This window comes from Pseudomonas sp. ADAK18 (genome assembly GCF_012935695.1).
Classification (GTDB): domain Bacteria; phylum Pseudomonadota; class Gammaproteobacteria; order Pseudomonadales; family Pseudomonadaceae; genus Aquipseudomonas.
The window spans coordinates 6,328,620-6,347,223 of the sequence record NZ_CP052859.1; the positions used below are offsets into that span (position 1 = coordinate 6,328,620).

General features: G+C 59.6%; 17 protein-coding genes. 9 read left to right on the top strand and 8 right to left on the bottom strand.

What is annotated here, in order from left to right:
* Positions 1-78 precede the first annotated feature (78 nt).
* The 3 genes from nadE to HKK55_RS28515 form a co-directional block, all read right to left on the bottom strand.
* The gene (nadE, locus tag HKK55_RS28505; RefSeq protein WP_169357629.1) at positions 79-906 is read right to left on the bottom strand and encodes an ammonia-dependent NAD(+) synthetase; all 828 of its coding nucleotides are present in this window, start codon (positions 904-906) and stop codon (positions 79-81) included.
* A gap of 3 nt (positions 907-909) precedes the next feature.
* Complete coding sequence (gene pncB, locus HKK55_RS28510) at positions 910-2,124, bottom strand: nicotinate phosphoribosyltransferase (RefSeq protein ID WP_169357630.1); 1,215 nt, start codon at positions 2,122-2,124, stop codon at positions 910-912.
* Between the two features lie 239 nt (positions 2,125-2,363).
* On the bottom strand, positions 2,364-3,260 hold the full coding sequence (locus HKK55_RS28515; protein WP_169357631.1) for a LysR family transcriptional regulator: 897 nt from the start codon (positions 3,258-3,260) through the stop codon (positions 2,364-2,366).
* 154 nt (positions 3,261-3,414) lie between these two features.
* On the opposite strand from HKK55_RS28515, the gene HKK55_RS28520 reads away from it, so the two are divergent.
* The 9 genes from HKK55_RS28520 (at position 3,415) to HKK55_RS28560 (ending at position 14,476) form a co-directional block, all read left to right on the top strand.
* Positions 3,415-4,905 carry an aldehyde dehydrogenase family protein gene (locus HKK55_RS28520; protein ID WP_169357632.1) on the top strand — a complete coding sequence of 497 codons (1,491 nt, stop codon included), beginning with the start codon at positions 3,415-3,417 and terminating at the stop codon, positions 4,903-4,905.
* Between the two features lie 109 nt (positions 4,906-5,014).
* Entirely contained in the window at positions 5,015-6,298 is a 1,284-nt protein-coding gene (locus HKK55_RS28525; RefSeq protein ID WP_169357633.1) for an FAD-binding oxidoreductase, read from the top strand.
* Positions 6,299-6,674: 376 nt separating this feature from the next.
* Positions 6,675-7,811, top strand: a complete 1,137-nt coding sequence (locus HKK55_RS28530; RefSeq protein WP_169357634.1) for an ABC transporter substrate-binding protein — start codon at positions 6,675-6,677, stop codon at positions 7,809-7,811.
* Positions 7,812-8,013: 202 nt separating this feature from the next.
* On the top strand, positions 8,014-8,928 hold the full coding sequence (locus HKK55_RS28535; protein ID WP_003217447.1) for a branched-chain amino acid ABC transporter permease: 915 nt from the start codon (positions 8,014-8,016) through the stop codon (positions 8,926-8,928).
* A 2-nt stretch (positions 8,929-8,930) separates the two neighbouring features.
* Positions 8,931-10,208, top strand: a complete 1,278-nt coding sequence (gene livM / locus HKK55_RS28540) for a high-affinity branched-chain amino acid ABC transporter permease LivM (RefSeq protein ID WP_169357635.1) — start codon at positions 8,931-8,933, stop codon at positions 10,206-10,208.
* Positions 10,205-11,080, top strand: a complete 876-nt coding sequence (locus HKK55_RS28545; protein WP_169357636.1) for an ABC transporter ATP-binding protein — start codon at positions 10,205-10,207, stop codon at positions 11,078-11,080. Before livM ends, HKK55_RS28545 begins: the two co-directional genes overlap by 4 nt.
* Entirely contained in the window at positions 11,077-11,793 is a 717-nt protein-coding gene (locus HKK55_RS28550) for an ABC transporter ATP-binding protein (RefSeq protein WP_155584933.1), read from the top strand. Before HKK55_RS28545 ends, HKK55_RS28550 begins: the two co-directional genes overlap by 4 nt.
* Before the next feature lie 831 nt (positions 11,794-12,624).
* On the top strand, positions 12,625-13,392 hold the full coding sequence (locus HKK55_RS28555) for an SDR family oxidoreductase (RefSeq protein ID WP_155584932.1): 768 nt from the start codon (positions 12,625-12,627) through the stop codon (positions 13,390-13,392).
* A gap of 178 nt (positions 13,393-13,570) precedes the next feature.
* Positions 13,571-14,476, top strand: coding sequence for a cation diffusion facilitator family transporter (locus HKK55_RS28560; protein ID WP_169357637.1), 906 nt, complete (start codon positions 13,571-13,573; stop codon positions 14,474-14,476).
* 146 nt (positions 14,477-14,622) lie between these two features.
* Here HKK55_RS28560 and HKK55_RS28565 read toward each other — a convergent pair whose 3' ends face one another.
* From HKK55_RS28565 to ureE, 5 genes are all read right to left on the bottom strand, one after another.
* Entirely contained in the window at positions 14,623-15,744 is a 1,122-nt protein-coding gene (locus tag HKK55_RS28565; protein WP_169357638.1) for an AGE family epimerase/isomerase, read from the bottom strand.
* Positions 15,745-15,927: 183 nt separating this feature from the next.
* A complete protein-coding gene (locus tag HKK55_RS28570) occupies positions 15,928-16,500 on the bottom strand; it encodes a HupE/UreJ family protein (protein ID WP_169357639.1) in 573 nt (190 codons plus the stop codon).
* A 22-nt stretch (positions 16,501-16,522) separates the two neighbouring features.
* Entirely contained in the window at positions 16,523-17,137 is a 615-nt protein-coding gene (gene ureG, locus HKK55_RS28575) for an urease accessory protein UreG (protein ID WP_003217431.1), read from the bottom strand.
* A 24-nt stretch (positions 17,138-17,161) separates the two neighbouring features.
* Positions 17,162-17,836: an urease accessory protein UreF gene (locus HKK55_RS28580; protein WP_169357640.1), complete on the bottom strand. Its 675-nt coding sequence runs from the start codon at positions 17,834-17,836 to the stop codon at positions 17,162-17,164.
* Positions 17,833-18,333 (bottom strand): urease accessory protein UreE, encoded by a 501-nt coding sequence (gene ureE, locus HKK55_RS28585; RefSeq protein ID WP_169357641.1) that lies wholly within the window; start codon positions 18,331-18,333, stop codon positions 17,833-17,835. Before ureE ends, HKK55_RS28580 begins: the two co-directional genes overlap by 4 nt.
* Positions 18,334-18,604 lie beyond the last annotated feature (271 nt).

An 18,604-nucleotide genomic window follows, 5' to 3' on the forward strand; every position in this document is an offset into this window, starting at 1 on the left:
CAGTGATCTTATTGGGGCTGCTTCGCAACCCAACGCGGGCAAGCCCGCTCGCCACAAAAGTCGTCGCCAGGTCATGCTTCACGGCGCAAACGGCATCACTCGCTTGTGATGTGTCTTGCGATAGGTCTCGCAAATGATCCGGAACGCTTCATCGCGCACCGGTTCACCGTGCAGGAACGCATCGATCTCGGTGTAGGTCACACCGTGGGAGGCTTCATCCGGCTTGCCTGGAGAGAGGTCTTCCAGGTCAGCAGTCGGGATTTTTTCCACCAGCGACTCCGGCGCACCAAAGTGCCGCGCAATCGCCCGCACCTGGTTTTTCACCAACCCGCTCAACGGCGCCAGGTCGCAGGCGCCATCACCGAACTTGGTGAAAAAGCCCATCACCGCTTCCGCCGCATGGTCGGTACCGATCACCAAACCACTGGCCGCACCGGCGATGGTGTACTGCGCCACCATGCGTATCCGCGCCTTGGTGTTGCCGAGCACAAAATCCCGGGCAACGGCGTGTTTGCCTTCAAATGCCGCCACTTCATTAGCCAGGGATTTGACCGCCGGGCCGATGTTCACCGTGTGGCGCTCGTCGGGGGCGATAAAGTCCACCGAGGCCTGGGCGTCGTGTTCGTCGAACTGGGTTTCGTAGGGCAGGCGCACCGCGATAAAACGGTAGGCGTCGTCGCCCTTGCTTGCGCGCAGCTCTTTCATCGCGCGCTGGGCCAGGAGGCCGGCAGTCAGGGAGTCGACGCCGCCGCTGATGCCCAGCACTAACGTCTTGAGCCCAGAATTGAGCAGGCATTCCTGGATAAAGGTAATCCGTCGCGCAACCTCCGCCTCCAGGGCGGCCTGGTCTTTGAACGGCGGTTGGACCTTGAGCTGTTCAGCAATCTCGCGCTGTACGGCTTGCATGATTCACTCCTTGCTGGGTAGGGCAGGTACTTTGAAAACGTGGCGCAAATAGGCGACGAAATTTGGGTCGGTGCAATGGGTCTTGCCCGCTTCATCGGAGATCTTCGCGACGGGCTGGCCATTGCAGGCGGTCATTTTAAGCACGATGCTCATCGGTTCCACACCTGGAATATCACAGGTCAGGTTGGTACCGATGCCGAAGCTGACATTGATCCGACCGCGCAGCGCCCGGAAAATCTCCAGGGCCTTGGGCAGTGTCAGGCTGTCGGAGAACACCAGGGTCTTGCTCATCGGCTCAATCCCTAGCTTGTGGTAATGGGCGATGGCTTTTTCCGCCCACAGCACCGGGTCACCGGAGTCGTGGCGCAGGCCATCGAACAGCTTGGCGAAGTACAGATCGAAGTCGCCGAGGAAGGCATCGGTAGTGATGCAGTCGGTCAGGGCGATCCCCAACAGGCCACGGTATTCGCGTACCCAGCAATCGAGGGCGGCAGCCTGGCTGTCGATCAGCCTTGGGCCCAGTTGCTGGTGGGCCATGATCCACTCGTGGGCCATGGTGCCCAAGGGTTTCATGTCCAGTTCACGGGCCAGGTGCACGTTACTGGTGCCGACAAAGCGTCCGGGGAAATCGTGCTTGAGCACGTTGACCACTTCTTCCTGGACCCGATAGGAAAAGCGTCGGCGGGTGCCGAAGTCAGCCACCTGCAACTCCGACAATTCGTCGCTGCTGGCGTTGGCGGTCAGCCAGTCGAACTTGCGGTACAGCTGTTCGCGGGCCTGTTCGAGGATCACAGTCTGGTAGCGATAGCGGTTACGCACTTCGCTGACGATCGCGAGCATCGGCACTTCAAACAGAATCACATGCAGCCACGGCCCGCGCAGGCGGATAAACAACTCGCCGTTTTCGATGCCGGTCTGTACGTAGCGCAGGTTGAAGCGAAACAGGCCGAGGAAGCGCAAAAAGTCCGGCTTCATAAAGCTGATGCGTTCCAGGAAGCCCAGTTGATCAGGGCTCAGGCTCAGCTCAGCCAGGCGCTCGATCTGATAGCGAATCTCCGCCAGGTACGGGCGCAGGTCTTCACTGTTGCGGCAACGAAACTCCCATTCAACTTCCACATTGGGATAGTTGTGCAGCACCGCCTGCATCATGGTCAGCTTGTAGAAGTCGGTGTCGAGCAAGTTCTGCACGATGCGATCGGCAAACACACTCTCGCTCATAACGGGAATCTCCAGACGGGTCGGCGATGGGCACCGACCTTTACGCACAATTAAGGAATAGTGCTAGTGGCGCATAGACGTGGGTTGGTTTGCCAGTGATTTTTAACTTGGTATTTTTGTCGGGCTGACACCGCCCTCGCGAGCAAGCCCGCTCCCACACGTGAAATGCATTCCAAATGTGGGAGCGGCGGTGCGACGATTCGACTTGCTCGCGAAGGCGGATTTGCAGGCGAAGACCATCATGAAGACTCAACCTGCGCCATCATCCACTTCACAAAATCCCGCACCTTGGGCACTTCCGCCGAATGTTCGGGATACGCCAGGTAATACGCATCCTGGCTCGGCATTGCGTACTGCCAGGGAATGACCAGCTTGCCCTCGGCCAATTCCTCTTCCACCAGGAACCGTGGCAACAGCGCCACGCCGCAGCCCACTTGCGCGGCGCGAATGCACATATAGAAAGTTTCGAAGCGCGGGCCGTGGTAGCTGTGTTCAGTGTGATAACCCTGGGCGGCGAACCAGTCGTGCCAGCCCTGGGGGCGGGACGCGTTTTGCAGCAGTACCAGGTCGCTCAGTTGCGTGGGGTCGGTAAACGGCTGCGCCGGCAGCGTGTCCGGTGCACACACCGGTACCAGCTCTTCGCTGAACAGCTTCAGGCTTTCAGTACCGGGGCGCGAGCCCTGGCCGAAGTAGAACGCCAGGTCAGCCTTGCCTTGCAGCAGCTCGTCGGGGTCCTGTTCGTTGCACAGGTCCAGGTGGATCTGCGGATGACGCAGGCGCCAACCCTTGAGGCGCGGCACCAGCCAGCGGGCGCCGAAGGTGTAGGGCGTGGACACCCGCAACACTTCGGTTTCGCCGCCGTAGGAGCGCAGGTAATGGGTCGACATCTCCACCTGGGTGAGGATCTTGCGCACTTCCACCAGGTACAGATCGCCCGCCGGGGTCATCTGCAAGCGGCGGCGCACCCGGCGGAACAGCAGGTGTTGCAACAGTTCTTCCAACTGCGCCACCTGTTTGCTGACGGCACTCTGGGTGAGGTTCAGCTCTTCGGCGGCGCGGGTGAAGCTCAGGTGACGGGTGACGGCCTCGAAGCACTGCAAGGCGGTGATCGAGGGCAAATGTCTTTTATTCAGCATGGCCTGTCTCTTTTTCTTTTTTTGCATGAATAAACGGAATGATATCTCGCCTAATCGTCGTTTGTTGGCAAGTCTTGGGCCAGCTACAAATAAGGTCTGGATCGTCCCCTGACGGGCGGCGCATATTTTCGTTTGTAGATGGAAGGAGAAACCCATGGTTGCCGCATTGCTTGATCGTCTCGGGGTAAACCCGGCGCTGTACCAATCGGGTCAACACCCGGTGCATTCGCCCATTGATGGCAGCCAGATCGCCAGTGTGCACTGGGAAGGGGCTGCTGAGGTCGAGCAGCAGGTCAGTCGCGCCGAGCATGCATTCGAGGCCTGGCGCAAGGTACCGGCGCCACGTCGCGGAGAGCTGGTGCGTCAGCTAGGTGACGTGTTGCGTGAATATAAAGCTGATCTGGGCGAGTTGGTGTCCTGGGAAGCCGGCAAGATCACCCAGGAAGGCTTGGGTGAGGTGCAGGAAATGATCGATATCTGCGACTTCGCCGTTGGTTTGTCGCGTCAGCTGTACGGCTTGACCATCGCCTCCGAGCGCCCAGGCCACCACATGCGTGAAACCTGGCACCCGCTGGGCGTGGTGGGCGTGATCAGCGCCTTCAACTTCCCGGTGGCCGTGTGGGCGTGGAACACCACCCTGGCGCTGGTGTGCGGCAACGCCGTGATCTGGAAACCGTCGGAAAAGACCCCGCTCACAGCACTGGCCTGCCAGGCGCTGTTCGAGCGCGTATTGAAGAAGTTCAGCGATGCGCCCGAGTACCTGAGCCAAGTGATCATCGGCGGTCGCGATGCTGGTGCTGCACTGGTGGACGACCCGCGTGTCGCGCTGATCAGCGCCACCGGCAGCACCCGCATGGGCCGCGAAGTCGCGCCGAAAGTCGCCGCACGTTTTGCCCGCAGCATTCTGGAATTGGGCGGCAACAACGCGATGATCCTCGGCCCAAGCGCCGACCTGGACATGGCCGTGCGCGCCATTCTGTTCAGCGCCGTGGGTACTGCTGGCCAGCGCTGTACCAGCCTGCGCCGACTGATCGCCCATGAATCGGTAAAAGCAGAAATCGTCACCCGACTGAAGGCAGCTTATTCCAAAGTGCGCATTGGTCATCCACTGGAAGGCAATCTGGTGGGCCCGCTGATCGACAAGCACAGCTTTGAAAACATGCAGGATGCCCTGGAGCAGGCGCTGAGCGAAGGTGGCCGGGTGTTTGGTGGCAAGCGGCAGTTGGAAGACAAATTCCCCAATGCCTACTACGTGTCGCCGGCGATTGTGGAAATGCCGGAGCAGAGCGATGTGGTGTGTACCGAGACCTTTGCGCCGATTCTTTACGTGGTCGGCTACACCGATTTCGCTGAAGCCCTGCGCCTGAACAACGCCGTGCCTCAGGGCCTGTCCTCGTGCATTTTCACCACTGACGTGCGCGAAGCCGAGCAGTTCATGTCGGCGGTGGGCAGTGACTGCGGTATCGCCAACGTCAACATCGGGCCAAGCGGCGCGGAAATTGGCGGGGCGTTTGGTGGTGAGAAAGAGACCGGTGGTGGCCGTGAGTCAGGCTCGGATGCGTGGCGCGGGTATATGCGTCGCCAGACCAATACCGTGAACTACTCGCTGGAGTTGCCACTGGCGCAGGGCATCACCTTCGACTGATATCTAGAGTCGGAGTGAGCTCAATGTGGGAGCAGGCAAGCCAGCTCCCACATTTGACCGCATTTACAGTTCGGAAAAGCTGTTTGTCAGGTCTCATCGGAGTCAGGCAATGCCTTTACGCGAAGCATGTTTGTGGGAACAACTCACGCCTGACCGGCCGGACCGCGTCGCGCTCAAGGGTGAGGTAAAGGTGGATGTGTGCGTGATCGGCGCCGGTATCACCGGTTTGTCAGCCGCCATTCACTTGCTGGAACAAGGTAAAAGCGTCGCCGTACTGGAAGCCCATCGCACCGGTCATGGCGGTTCGGGGCGTAACGTGGGGTTGGTCAATGCCGGGATGTGGATTCCCCCGGACGAGATCGAAGCCGGTTTTGGCGAGGCCGTGGGCAGCCAGCTCAACCGTATGCTCGGTGCGGCACCGTCCCTGGTGTTCAGCCTGATCGACAAATACAACATCGACTGCCAACTGCGCCGCGAAGGCACTCTGCACATGGCGCACAACGCCCGTGGCGAAGCGGATTTGCGCAGCCGTGAAGAACAATGGAAACGTCGTGGTGCTCCGGTTGAGCTGTTGACCGGCGCCGCATGCGAACAGGCCACCGGTACCCAAAAAATCGCTGCCGCCTTGCTGGATCGGCGTGCCGGTACTTTGAACCCGATGGCCTACACCAGTGGTTTGGCCAATGCCGCCACAGGTCTTGGCGGGCAACTGTTTGACCACTCTCCTGTCACTCAACTGGAACGCCAGGGCCAGCACTGGTCCGTGCAAACCGCCCAGGGTGCCGTGCACGCCGAACAAGTGGTGATTGCCTCCAACGCCTACACCGAAGGCGAGTGGACCGAGTTGCGGCGCAATTTTTTCCCTGGCTACTACTACCAGGTGGCCTCGGCGCCATTGACCGAAGCCGCCGCGCAACAAATCCTGCCGGGCGGCCAGGGTTCCTGGGATACGCGACAAGTCCTCAGCAGCATTCGCCGTGATGCCGATGGCCGGCTGTTGCTGGGAAGCCTGGGTAATGGCAATCAGAAGCCCGCCTGGTTCCTCAAAGCGTGGGCTGATCGCGTGCAGCAACACTACTTTCCGTACCTCAAGTCAGTGCAGTGGGAATGTACCTGGACGGGCTGTATCGCTTTCACGCCGGACCACCTGATGCGCCTGTTCGAACCGGCGCCGGGCCTAGTGGCCGTCACCGGTTACAACGGCCGGGGCGTGACCACCGGCAGTGTGGTGGGCAAGGCCTTTGCCGATTACCTGTGTCACCAGAATCCACAGGCATTGCCGATTCCATTCGCGCCAATGCAGCCGCTGGCCGGAGTGGGCCTGCGTAGCTGTTTATATGAGGCAGGATTCTCGCTGTATCACGCGGGGCAATGCCTGCGAATTGTCATCTGATCAGCGAAATAGCTGTAAGAAGGCTGCATCTTCTTAGCAGGCTACTAATCTGTATTGGTGCGAGTCGTAGCAGTAACGCACTGTAAATGTGCAGTTCCGTTACGCACGTTGTTACAGGTTCGGAGGCTGTCGTTTAAGGGACGGGTTGCAGTGGTTGCAATGACGGGTTGCACTTTTTGAGTCCAATGGTGACACCTGCGCGAGCTAAAGGGTTGCACGTCCAATTGAAAGGAGTCGAAACGCCTGTAATAACAATGACACGGTGTCTTTTTGAATAATAAAAACGTAATGGCACGAGGCTTGCTCTGAGCTTTCTGGTGAAAGTTTGAAGTGAAGTTGCAGTGCCAATTCAACAAAAACCTCGGAGCACCACCTCATGTCCCAGACGTTTTACAAGAAAGGTTTTCTCGCCCTCGCAGTGGCTACTGCGTTGGGTGTTTCTGCGTTTGCTCAAGCTGATGTGAAGATTGGCGTAGCGGGACCGATGACCGGCGCCAACGCGGCGTTCGGTGAGCAGTACATGGTGGGCGCCAAGGCCGCCGCAGAGGTGATCAACAAAGCGGGCGGGATCAACGGCGAGAAGATCGTGCTGGTGGCGGGTGACGATGCCTGCGAGCCCAAGCAAGCCGTGGCCGTGGCCAACCGTCTGGTTGACCAGGACAAGGTGATCGGCGTGGTCGGGCACTTCTGCTCGTCGAACACCATTCCCGCCTCCGAGGTTTATAGCGACGCGGGCGTGATCGCGATCACCCCAGGTTCCACCAACCCGCAGGTGACCGAGCGTGGCCTGACGGCAATGTTCCGTATGTGTGGCCGTGACGACCAGCAAGGCATCGTAGCCGGTGACTACATCGTCGATGTGCTCAAGGGCAAGAAAGTCGCCGTTATCAACGACAAAGACACCTACGGCAAAGGCCTGGCCGACGCCACTGCAGCGCAGTTGACCAAGCGTGGCGTGAAACCGGTGATCGAAGAAGGCCTGACGCGCGGCGAGAAAGATTTCAGCGCCCTGGTGACCAAGATCCGTGCAGCCGGTGCCGACGTAGTGTACTTCGGTGGCTTGCACCCGGAAGCCGGTCCTCTGGTGCGTCAGCTGCGTGAAGCGGGCCTGAAAGACGTCAAGTTCATGTCCGATGACGGCGTGGTGACCGACGAACTGGTGGCTACCGCCGGTGGTGCCCAGTACGTGAATGGCGTCTACATGACCTTTGGCGCCGACCCGCGCCTGCTGCCGGAAAGCAAGGCGGTGGTGGAAGAGTTCCGCAAGGCCGGTAAAGAGCCTGAAGGCTACACCCTGTATGCCTACGCCTCGATCCAGGCCCTGGCCGCCGGTTTCAATGGCGCCAAATCCAACAAAGGCGAAGACGCCGCCAAATGGCTGAAAGCCAACACGGTGAAGACGGTGATGGGCGACAAGGCCTGGGACGCCAAGGGCGACCTGAAAGTCTCCGACTACGTGGTTTACCAGTGGGACAAGGACGGCAAGTATCACCAGTTGGAAAAGCAGAAATAAAGCTAAACACCACCGTTCCAATGTGGGAGGGGGCTTGCTCCCGATAGCGCAGTGTCAGCCAACACATGTATGACTGACCCACCGCAATCGGGAGCAAGCCCCCTCCTACACGGGGACTGGGTTGTTATCGAGATCTGTCTTTTCCTCCTAGAAGGGCCGCACACCCACAGGTGTGCAGGCTCTCACTGCGTGAGATTGCGTTATGGATGGTATTTTCCTGCAGCAACTGGTCAACGGCCTGACCCTCGGGTCGGTCTATGGCCTGATCGCCATCGGCTACACAATGGTCTATGGCATCATTGGCATGATCAACTTCGCCCACGGCGAGGTTTACATGATTTCCGCTTACCTGGCGGCAATCAGTCTGGCTCTGCTGGCCTATTTTGGTATCGAATCCTTCCCGCTGCTCATTCTTGGCACCTTGATCTTCACCGTGGTCGTCACTGGCGTTTACGGTTGGGTCATCGAACGTGTCGCCTATAAACCGCTGCGTAACTCCACCCGACTGGCACCGCTGATCAGCGCCATCGGTATCTCGCTGATCCTGCAGAACTACGCACAGATCGCCCAAGGCGCCAAACAACAAGGCATTCCAACGCTGCTGGCCGGTGCCTGGCGAGTCGACATCGGCACCGGGTTCGTGCAGTTAACCTATACCAAGGTGTTCATCCTGGTGGCCGCGTTTGTCGGCATGGGGTTGCTGACCTACATCATCAAGTACACCAAGCTCGGCCGCATGTGCCGCGCCACCCAGCAAGACCGCAAGATGGCCTCGATCCTCGGCATCAATACGGACCGGGTGATCTCCTACGTATTTGTTATTGGTGCAGCCATGGCGGCCCTGGCCGGTGTGCTGATCACCTTGAACTACGGCACGTTCGACTTCTATGCCGGCTTCATCATCGGCATCAAGGCGTTTACCGCAGCGGTACTCGGCGGCATCGGTTCCCTGCCTGGGGCGATGCTGGGCGGGATCATCCTCGGTATCTCCGAGTCGCTGTTCTCGGGGTTGATCAACTCTGACTACAAAGACGTGTTCAGTTTCTCCCTGTTGGTGGTGATCCTGATTTTCCGTCCCCAGGGCCTGCTCGGTCGCCCACTCGTGGCGAAGGTATAAATATGTCTGCTGCCAATTCAATCGATATCAAGAAAAGTCTGGTCGATACGGTCCTCGCCGGGCTGATTTCGCTGATCGTGTTCGGCCCGATTGTCGGCGTGGTCCTCGACGGCTACAGTTTCAATCTGCAACCGGCCCGCGTCGGCATCCTGGTGGCCATTGTGATGGTCGGCCGGTTTGCCATGAGCCTGTTCCTGCAAACCCCCAAGGGCTTGAGGATTCTCCAGGGTTTCGAGAGCACCGGCTCCGGCGTGCATGTGCTGAAACCGGACTACAAATCGCAGTTGCGTTGGGTGATTCCGGCGCTGATCGTGATTGCTATCGTGTTCCCGTTCTTCGCCAATAAGTACCTGCTGACGGTGGTGATTCTCGGGCTGATCTACGTGTTGCTGGGCCTGGGCCTGAACATCGTGGTGGGCCTGGCCGGGCTGCTCGACTTGGGTTACGTGGCGTTCTACGCTATCGGCGCCTACGGTCTGGCGTTGGGGTATCAATACCTCGGCCTGGGCTTCTGGACGGTGCTGCCATTGGCGGCCATTTGTGCAGCGTTGGCGGGGTGCATACTCGGTTTCCCGGTGTTGCGAATGCATGGAGATTACTTGGCCATCGTGACCCTGGGCTTCGGTGAAATCATCCGTCTGGTGTTGAACAACTGGCTGTCGTTTACCGGCGGCCCGAACGGTATGCCGGTGCCATCGCCGACGTTTTTCGGGCTTGAGTTTGTGCGCAAGGCGAAGGATGGCGGGGTGCCGTTTCACGAGTTCTTTGGTATCGACTACAACCCCAACGTCAAATTCCTGTTTATCTATATCGTGCTGTTCCTGGTGGTGTTGCTGGTGCTGTACATCAAGCACCGCCTGACCCGGATGCCGGTGGGCCGCGCCTGGGAAGCCTTACGCGAAGATGAAATCGCCTGCCGCTCCATGGGCCTGAACCACGTGCTGGTGAAGCTTTCTGCGTTCACCATCGGTGCATCCACCGCCGGTTTGGCTGGGGTGTTTTTCGCCAGCTACCAAGGCTTCGTCAACCCATCGTCGTTCACCTTCTTCGAGTCGGCGCTGATTCTCGCCATTGTGGTATTGGGCGGCATGGGCTCGACCGTCGGTGTGGTGATTGCCGCATTCGTATTGACGGTGGCACCGGAACTGCTGCGCAGCTTCTCTGAATACCGCGTGCTGCTGTTTGGCGTGTTGATGGTGGTGATGATGATCTGGAAGCCGCGCGGCCTGATTCGCATCAGCCGTACCGGTGTAGTCCCACGTAAAGGAGTGGCGCCATGAGCAAGGAAGTCGTCCTTTCAGTGGAAAAACTGATGATGCACTTCGGTGGCATCAAGGCCTTGAGCGACGTGAGCCTCAAGGTCAAGCGCAACTCGATCTTCGCCCTGATCGGCCCTAACGGTGCAGGCAAGACCACGGTGTTCAACTGTCTGACCGGTTTCTACAAGGCTACCGGTGGCAAGATCGAACTCAATGTGCGCGGCAAGCAGACCAACGTTATCCAGTTGCTCGGCGAGTCGTTCAAGGCCAAGGATTTTGTATCGCCCAAAAGCTTCGTCACCCGGGTGTTCTACAAGATGTTCGGCGGCACCCACCTAGTGAACCGTGCAGGTCTTGCGCGCACCTTCCAGAACATTCGCCTGTTCAAGGAAATGTCGGTGGTGGAGAACCTGCTGGTGGCCCAGCATATGTGGGTCAACCGCAACATGATCGCGGGCATCCTCAACACCAAGGGCTACCGCAAGGCCGAAAGCGACGCCCTCGACCATGCCTTTTACTGGCTGGAAGTGGTGGACCTGGTGGACTGCGCCAACCGCCTGGCCGGTGAGTTGTCCTACGGCCAACAACGCCGCCTGGAAATCGCCCGCGCCATGTGCACCCGGCCGCAGATTATCTGCCTGGATGAACCGGCCGCGGGCCTCAACCCCCAGGAAACCGAAGCGCTGAGCACGATGATTCGTCTGCTGCGCGACGAACATGACCTGACGGTGGTGCTGATCGAACACGACATGGGCATGGTGATGAGTATTTCCGACCACATCGTGGTACTTGACCACGGCAATGTCATCGCTGAAGGCGGCCCGGAGGCGATCCGCAACGATCCAAAAGTAATCGCGGCATACCTGGGCGCTGATGAAGAGGAGCTGGTATGAGCGAGCCAATCCTCGAACTGAAAGACCTGGACGTGTTCTACGGGCCGATCCAGGCGCTGAAGAAAGTCTCGATGCACATCAACGAAGGGGAAACCGTCAGCCTGATCGGCTCCAACGGCGCGGGCAAGTCCACGCTGTTGATGTCGATCTTCGGCCAGCCACGGGCCGAGTCCGGGCAGATTCTCTATCGCGGCGTGGACATTACGCACAAGTCGACCCACTACATTGCCTCCAACGGCATTGCGCAATCGCCGGAAGGGCGACGGGTGTTCCCCGACATGACCGTCGAGGAAAACCTGTTGATGGGCACCATCCCGATTGGCGATAAGTTCGCCGCTGAGGACATGCAGCGCATGTTCGACTTGTTTCCCCGACTCAAGGAACGACGCAATCAGCGAGCGATGACCATGTCCGGCGGCGAGCAACAAATGCTCGCCATCGCCCGGGCGTTGATGAGCCGGCCCAAGCTGTTGCTGCTGGACGAGCCGAGCCTGGGGCTGGCGCCGATTGTGGTGAAGCAGATTTTCGCCACCCTGCGCGAGCTGGCCTCCACCGGGATGACCATCTTCCTGGTGGAGCAGAATGCTAACCACGCGTTGCGCCTGTCTGATCGGGCGTACGTGATGGTTAACGGCGAGATTCGCCTCACAGGGACTGGCAAGGAGCTGCTGGTCAATGAGGAGGTGCGTAACGCCTACCTCGGCGGGCATTGATTTAAAGCCTGCTGCAAGACCCCTGTGGGAGCCCGCTTTCTGTGGGAGACGGGCTTGCCCGCGATTGCATCACCTCGGTTTGACTGAAATACCGAGGTGCTTGTATCACAGGCAAGCCCGCTCCCACAGAAAGCAGCTCCCACCTATTTTTGTGCAGTCCACAAGCCCCGAACCAAATTGTGGAAAACAAATCTGAGCACCTCCCAAAGCGCGACATATAGCCGCCGCAAATCCCTGTTTTGTCACAGTTTTGACTTGTCCCCACGGACTGTGGAACCGGCTGTGGGTAACGTGGGAGTAGCTGGCTGGAGGCCTTTGATTACGTGGCTTTCAGGATGGTGGTTGTTTTTTGATCAGGGACTTTTTCAGGACCTGTCCAAGGTTTTGTCAACCTGTTTAAAGACACAGGTATATGACAAAAACATGTCACTCCAGCCTGTGGATAAGTCTGTGGTTAAACTCTGGAAAGACTCCCGCAGGGGCCGGAATTACTGGCCTGGCGCCATCCCCTTGATTGCTTCGATTGCATTGGGCCTACATAGGCCTGCCCGAAGGTCAAGCAAAAAACTTATCAAATCGCGCTGAAAGCCTTGTGCACAGCGGCTTGGCGGGCTTTGTACTTGCCCCCAAAGACTGTGGACGGGGCTGTGGATAACGTGCGCGCATATGGCTGCATGCCACGGTTTATATAGCTTTGCGATAATTGATTAAATTTCGTACAGAATCACCGTTGCGACGGGTGTATCGGTTGCCGCGAGGGCGGCGTGCGGGCATTCTGCTCGCTGGTTTTTTTATCTCACCGGCTGCGCGAAGCCTTGCAAGGAGAACATCATGTCCAACACGCTATTTATTACCGGTGCGACGTCCGGTTTTGGCGAAGCCTGTGCTCGACGTTTTGCCGAGGCGGGCTGGTCGCTGGTGCTCACCGGTCGCCGCGAGGAGCGCTTGAACGCCCTGTGCGCCGAGCTTTCCAAGCAGACCGAAGTCCATGGCCTGGTGGTGGACGTGCGTGACCGCAAGGCCATGGAAGAGGCGATCGCCAATCTGCCGCCGTCCTTCAGCAAGCTGCGCGGGCTGATCAACAACGCAGGTCTTGCCGTGGGCACGGATCCGGCGCCCAAGTGCAGTCTCGACGATTGGGAAACCATGGTCGACACCAACATCAAGGGCCTGTTGACTACCACCAACCTGCTGTTGCCGCGCCTGATCGCCCACGGTCGTGGTGCCGGGATCATCAACCTGGGCTCCATCGCCGGCAACTACCCGTATCCGGGCAGCCATGTGTATGGCGGCACCAAGGCCTTCGTCAAACAGTTCTCCCTGAACCTGCGTTGCGACCTGCAGGGCACTGGCGTTCGCGTGACCAACATCGAGCCGGGCCTGTGTGAAAGCGAGTTCTCGTTGGTGCGCTTTGCCGGTGACCAAGCGCGTTATGACGCAACCTACGCGGGCGCTGAGCCGATCCAGCCACAAGACATCGCCGATACGATCTTCTGGGTGATGAATACCCCGGCACACGTGAACATCAACCGTCTGGAACTGATGCCGGTGAGCCAGACTTGGGCCGGGTTTGCCATTGAGCGTGGTGCCAAGGGCTAAATAGCCAGCTTATTGTGGCGAGCGGGCTTGCCCGCGTTGGGCTGCGAAGCGGCCCCGTATGACTCGGTTTTAGGGCTGCTTCGCAGCCCAACGGGGGCAAGCCCCCTCGCTACAGGTACACTCCACCCCTGAAAACCCCGCCGCACTCTGCGGTTTCAAGGTTTTGACAGGAGGATATGTGAGTAACCGAGGTGAGCAGTCGCTGCTCAAACAATCGACCATCCTGATGTTCGCCGTGGCGATCGCCGGGATTGTCACGGGTGTGGTCTCAGGATCCCAATCCATTTTATTCGACGGCTTTTTCTCGCTGATTGCCACCTTTATCAAGGTGCTGATGCTGATCACGGCCAAGCTGATCGCGAAGAAAAGCAACGATCGCTTCCAGTTCGGCTACTGGCACCTGGAACCGATGGTGCTGCTGATCGAAGGCAGTTTCCTGTTTCTGATTGCCATCTATGCGTTTCTTAACGGCGTGTTCGGCGTTATCAATGGCGGGCGCGAGATCGAGTTGGGTCTGGTGATCATCTATGCGGCGGTGTTTACCGTCGTCGAGTTCGGCTATTTCTTCTACGTGCGCTACCGCAATCGCACGCTCAAGTCGTCGCTGATCCAGTTCGACAACATCAGTTGGCTGGTGGACGCGATGCTCTCGGTGGGCCTGTTGATAAGCTTCCTGACGGCGTTGCTTCTCAAGTCCCAGGGCTATGGCGAATGGGCGGTATATGTCGACCCGTTGATCCTGATCCTGCTGGCCCTGAGCATGCTGGCGCCGGCGTTCAAGATCCTGCGCCCGGCTTTGCGTGATGTGCTGGGGATTGCACCGGATCAACTGGATGACAAGGTGCGCGAAGTGATGGACGCGGCCCAGGCCAAGCATGGTTTCGACGATTATGTGTCTTACGTGCAGAAGCACGGGCGGGCGCGGTTTATCGAGATTCATGTAGTGTTGCCGGCGGATTACCCGATGGATAGCGTCGCGACCCTCGACGGGCTGCGCGAAGAGATATCCACAGGGTTGGGCAAACCGGACGCGGCCCGTTGGCTGACCATCAGCTTTACCGGGGATCGTAAGTGGGTCGCATAAGGGGTTGATCTGTAGCCGCTGACGAGGAACGAGGCTGCGATGCGTGTCCGCAGGACCGCCCTCGGGGGTCGCTTCGCAACCCATCGCAGCCTCGTTCCTCGACAGCGGCTACAGGGCTACAGAGGTATAGGATTACAGGGCCACCGTCAGCCGAGAGCGTCGGTCAAACCCCGATAGCAGGTGGCCAAATGGTAGGGCGTGGTCGATGGCATATCCCATCGACTCACGGCCCCACTGGCATCCAGGCATTCATTCCAGCCTTTGTGATGCAGAAACCGTTGCTGCAACGCCTGTAATTGGCGTTGCAACACGGTTTCGCTACCCGGCCGCAAGGTCAGTGCCCGCAGGTATTCGGCCTGGGCCCAGATGCGCTGGGTGCCGTCACGTACGGTGCCATCCAGCGCGAGCATGCCGCTGACAGCCCCGGTCAACTTATCCACACCCTTTTGCTCGGCATAGGCAAACGCCCGGGCCAGTGAGGCGTGCAGGGGCGTATTTTTCAGCACGTCCGAAGACGCCAGCAAAAAGAACCATTCGAACTGGTGCCCTGGCTCAAACCAGTTATCCACAGCGCCCAACGGTTTTTCCATCATCACCCCGTGCTGGCGGTCGATGAAACGCTGTTGCATGGCTGCCGCGAGCGCCAGCAAGGCACTTTGTACGGCGGCGTCTTCACGCACCGCGAGGGTGGCGAGGAAGCCTTCGGCGAGGTGCATCAGTGGGTTTTGCAGCGGGCCGGACTTGAGGGGCGACCAATTGCGCTCCAGCACCGCCTCATACAAGCCGTCGCCGGTGGCGAACCGTTCGGCGACCACTTCCAGGGCGGCATTGAGCACCGACTCCACCAACGGCTCACGCACTTTGGCCCAGTAGTGGGCGCAGGCGAAGATGATGAAGGCGTGGGTGTAGAGGTCTTTGCGCTTGTCCAGCGGTTTGCCGTGGGGGTCGATGCTGTAGAACCAGCCGCCGTGTTCGGCGTCATGGAAGTGCCGCTGCAGCGAACGAAACAATGCCGCCGCGCGCTCTTCGGCATAGTCTGCACCGGGCTCACCGATCAGGCTGGCAAACAGGTACAACTGCCGGGCACAGGCCATGGCGCGGTAGCGTTGCGGGGGCAGGGGACGGTGATTGGCGTCCAGAGCCTCATAAGGCAGCGCCAGGTCGGCATTCCAGCCCGGGCCCTGCCAGAGCGGCACGATCAGGTCGTGGAAGTGCGTGAGCACAGCGTTCAATTGAGGCTTGAGGGCGGAGCTTGGAGCGATGGGCATCGGCTGGCGTCGTCACGGCAGGGGTGTTTGCGCGACATGGTAGCAGGCTTGGGATCGGTGTTGTCTTTGCTGCCGCCTTCGCGAGCAAGCCCGCACACATTCGCCTGCATTCCAACTGTGGAAACGCGGTCGAATGTGGGAGCTGGCTTGCCTGCGATGAGGCCTTTACCAACAACGCAAAACTCAGCCCGCGAGCAACCAAACCCCAGTCGCCGCCGACGCTGCTCCAGCAATCCGCACCAACGGCGCCGCCGCAGCCGGCAGGAAACGCACCACGGCATAACCTGCGGCATGCAGCGCCGCCGTTGCACCTACAAACCCTGCGGCATAGGCCCAAGGGCTGGACATATCCGGCAGTTCCAGGCCGTGGGCCACGCCATGGAACAGGGCAAACAGCGCCGTTACCGCCACCGCAACGGCTACGGGTGGACGAATCGCGAGGGCCACCGCCAAGCCAAGCGCCAGCACCGAAGCGGCAATCCCGCTTTCCAGGCCCGGCAGTTCCAGGCCTTCAAAACCCAGCAGGCCACCGATCAGCATGGTGCCCACAAACGTGCAGGGCAGCGCCCAGCGAGCCGCGCCTTTTTGCTGCGCGGCCCACAAACCGACCGCCACCATCGCCAGCAGATGGTCGATACCGCTTAACGGGTGACTGATACCAGCCACCAGGCCGTTGTCGCCATGGCCCGGGTGAGCAAAAGCGAGGGCAGGGGTGAGCAGCAGGGCGACGGCGCCAAACAGTTTCTTGAGGCTCATGGACAGGTTCCTTGGTGGTTGATCAGGCTGCGGTCAGCAAGCCTTGGCGTTCGATAAAGGCGACGATTTCTTCCAGGCCGACGCCGGTTTTCTGATTGCTGAAGACAAAGGGTTTGCCGCCGCGCATGCGCTGGGTATCGCTGTTCATCAGTTCCAGGGACGCGCCTACCAGCGGCGCCAGGTCGATCTTGTTGATCACCAGCAAGTCGGACTTGCAGATCCCGGGGCCGCCTTTGCGCGGCAGCTTGTCGCCGGCCGAAACATCGATCACGTAGATGGTCAGGTCCGACAGTTCGGGGCTGAAGGTCGCCGAGAGGTTGTCGCCCCCGGATTCCACCAGGATCAGGTCCAGGCCCGGAAAGCGCCGGTTCAGTTGATCCACCGCTTCCAGGTTGATGGACGCGTCTTCACGAATCGCCGTGTGGGGGCAGCCGCCGGTTTCCACGCCGATGATCCGCTCTGGCGCGAGGGCTTGGTTGCGCACCAGGAAATCGGCGTCTTCGCGGGTATAGATGTCGTTGGTGACCACGGCCAGGTTGTAGCGATCGCGCAGGGCCAGGCACAGGGCCAGGGTCAGGGCGGTCTTGCCGGAGCCGACCGGGCCACCGATGCCAACGCGCAGGGGTTGTGTGTTCATGTGCTTCTCCAAAATAAAAGGCGCCTAGGAACGGAACAGGCGGCTGTACTGGCGCTCGTGGGCCATGCACGCCAGGGACAGGCCAAAGGCGGCGCTGCCGTAATGATCGGGATCGCGTTGGCTGGCGTCCTGCTGGGCCTGTTGCAGCAGTGGCAGCAACTCACTGGTCAGGCGTTGCGCGGCTTGCTGGCCCAGGGGCAGGGTTTTCATCAGCACGGCGAGCTGGTTTTCCAGCCAGCTCCAGAGCCAGGCGGCCAGGGCATCTTGTGCACTGATTTGCCAGGCACGGGCGGCCAGGGCCCAACCCAGGGCCAGGTGCGGTTCGGGGCGTTGTTCGAGGAACTGTCGGGCGGGCTCGTCCAGTTCCGGCAAGCCATTCAAGAGTTGTTGCAGGGAGTAGCCCATTTGCCGGCTTTCCTGGTACAGCTCGCGGGTTTCGCGGCTGGCGCGGTGTTCTTCACACAACTGGGCCAGGCCCGGCCAGTCCTGCGCGGCGGCGGTTTGGCAGTGGGCGAGTAGCAGCGGCGCTTCAAAGCGTGCCAGGTTGAGCAGCAATTGGTCACTGATCCAGCGGCGGGCGCTGATGGAGTCGTTCACCCGGCCGTTTTCCACGGCCATTTCCAGGCCCTGGGAATAGCTGTAGCCACCAATCGGCAGCTGCGGACTGGCCAGACGCAGCAGCGCCCAGGCTGGGTTCATAGACGCACGCCGAACTGATGCAGCTTGGGTGGGTAGTTGAAGTCTTCGTCACCGTGACGCGAATGATGATGACCACCGCCATAGGCGCCGTGTTCCGGTTGGAACGGCGCCTCGATGGTTTCAGTGCGCGCGCCCAGTTGTTCGAGCATGGCTTTGAGTACGTAATCGTCCAGCAGGCGCAGCCAGCCATCGCCGACTTGCAGGGCGACATGGCGATTCCCCAGATGATAGGCGGCGCGGGTCAGTTCGAAGGCATTGCTGCAGGTGACGTGTAGTAGGTGTTCAGGGCGGGCGCATACACGTACGACACGTCCGTCTTCAGCCTGTAGGAATTCGCCGTCGTGCAGCGGTGGTTGCCCACGCTCCAGAAACAGGCCGACGTCTTCGCCGTCGGCACTGAAACAGCGCAAGCGGCTTTTACTGCGAGCTTCGAAATTCAGCAGCAGTTCCGCGGCCCAGAGGGCTTGGGGGGCGATTCGGCGGTGGATCACCAGCATCAGAAGGCTTCCAGCTATGAGCGATAAGCAAGCTAGAGCAAGGGCCTTGCCAATCACGCGGGGAGTAGGAATTCCCTGTAGGTAGGCGCTTCTGTGCCACCCGATAGGGCGTTAAGACATTTCAGAATGTTTCATTTTGGTGCGTTAGTGGATTTATAGCACCGGAATCGGGCGATTCGTCGCGATGAGCAGACGGTTTCGCATGAAACTTCCTTCATCCTTTTCCTGTTGCACGATTAAAGGATTTGTCCTACGTGACTTCGGGATTTCC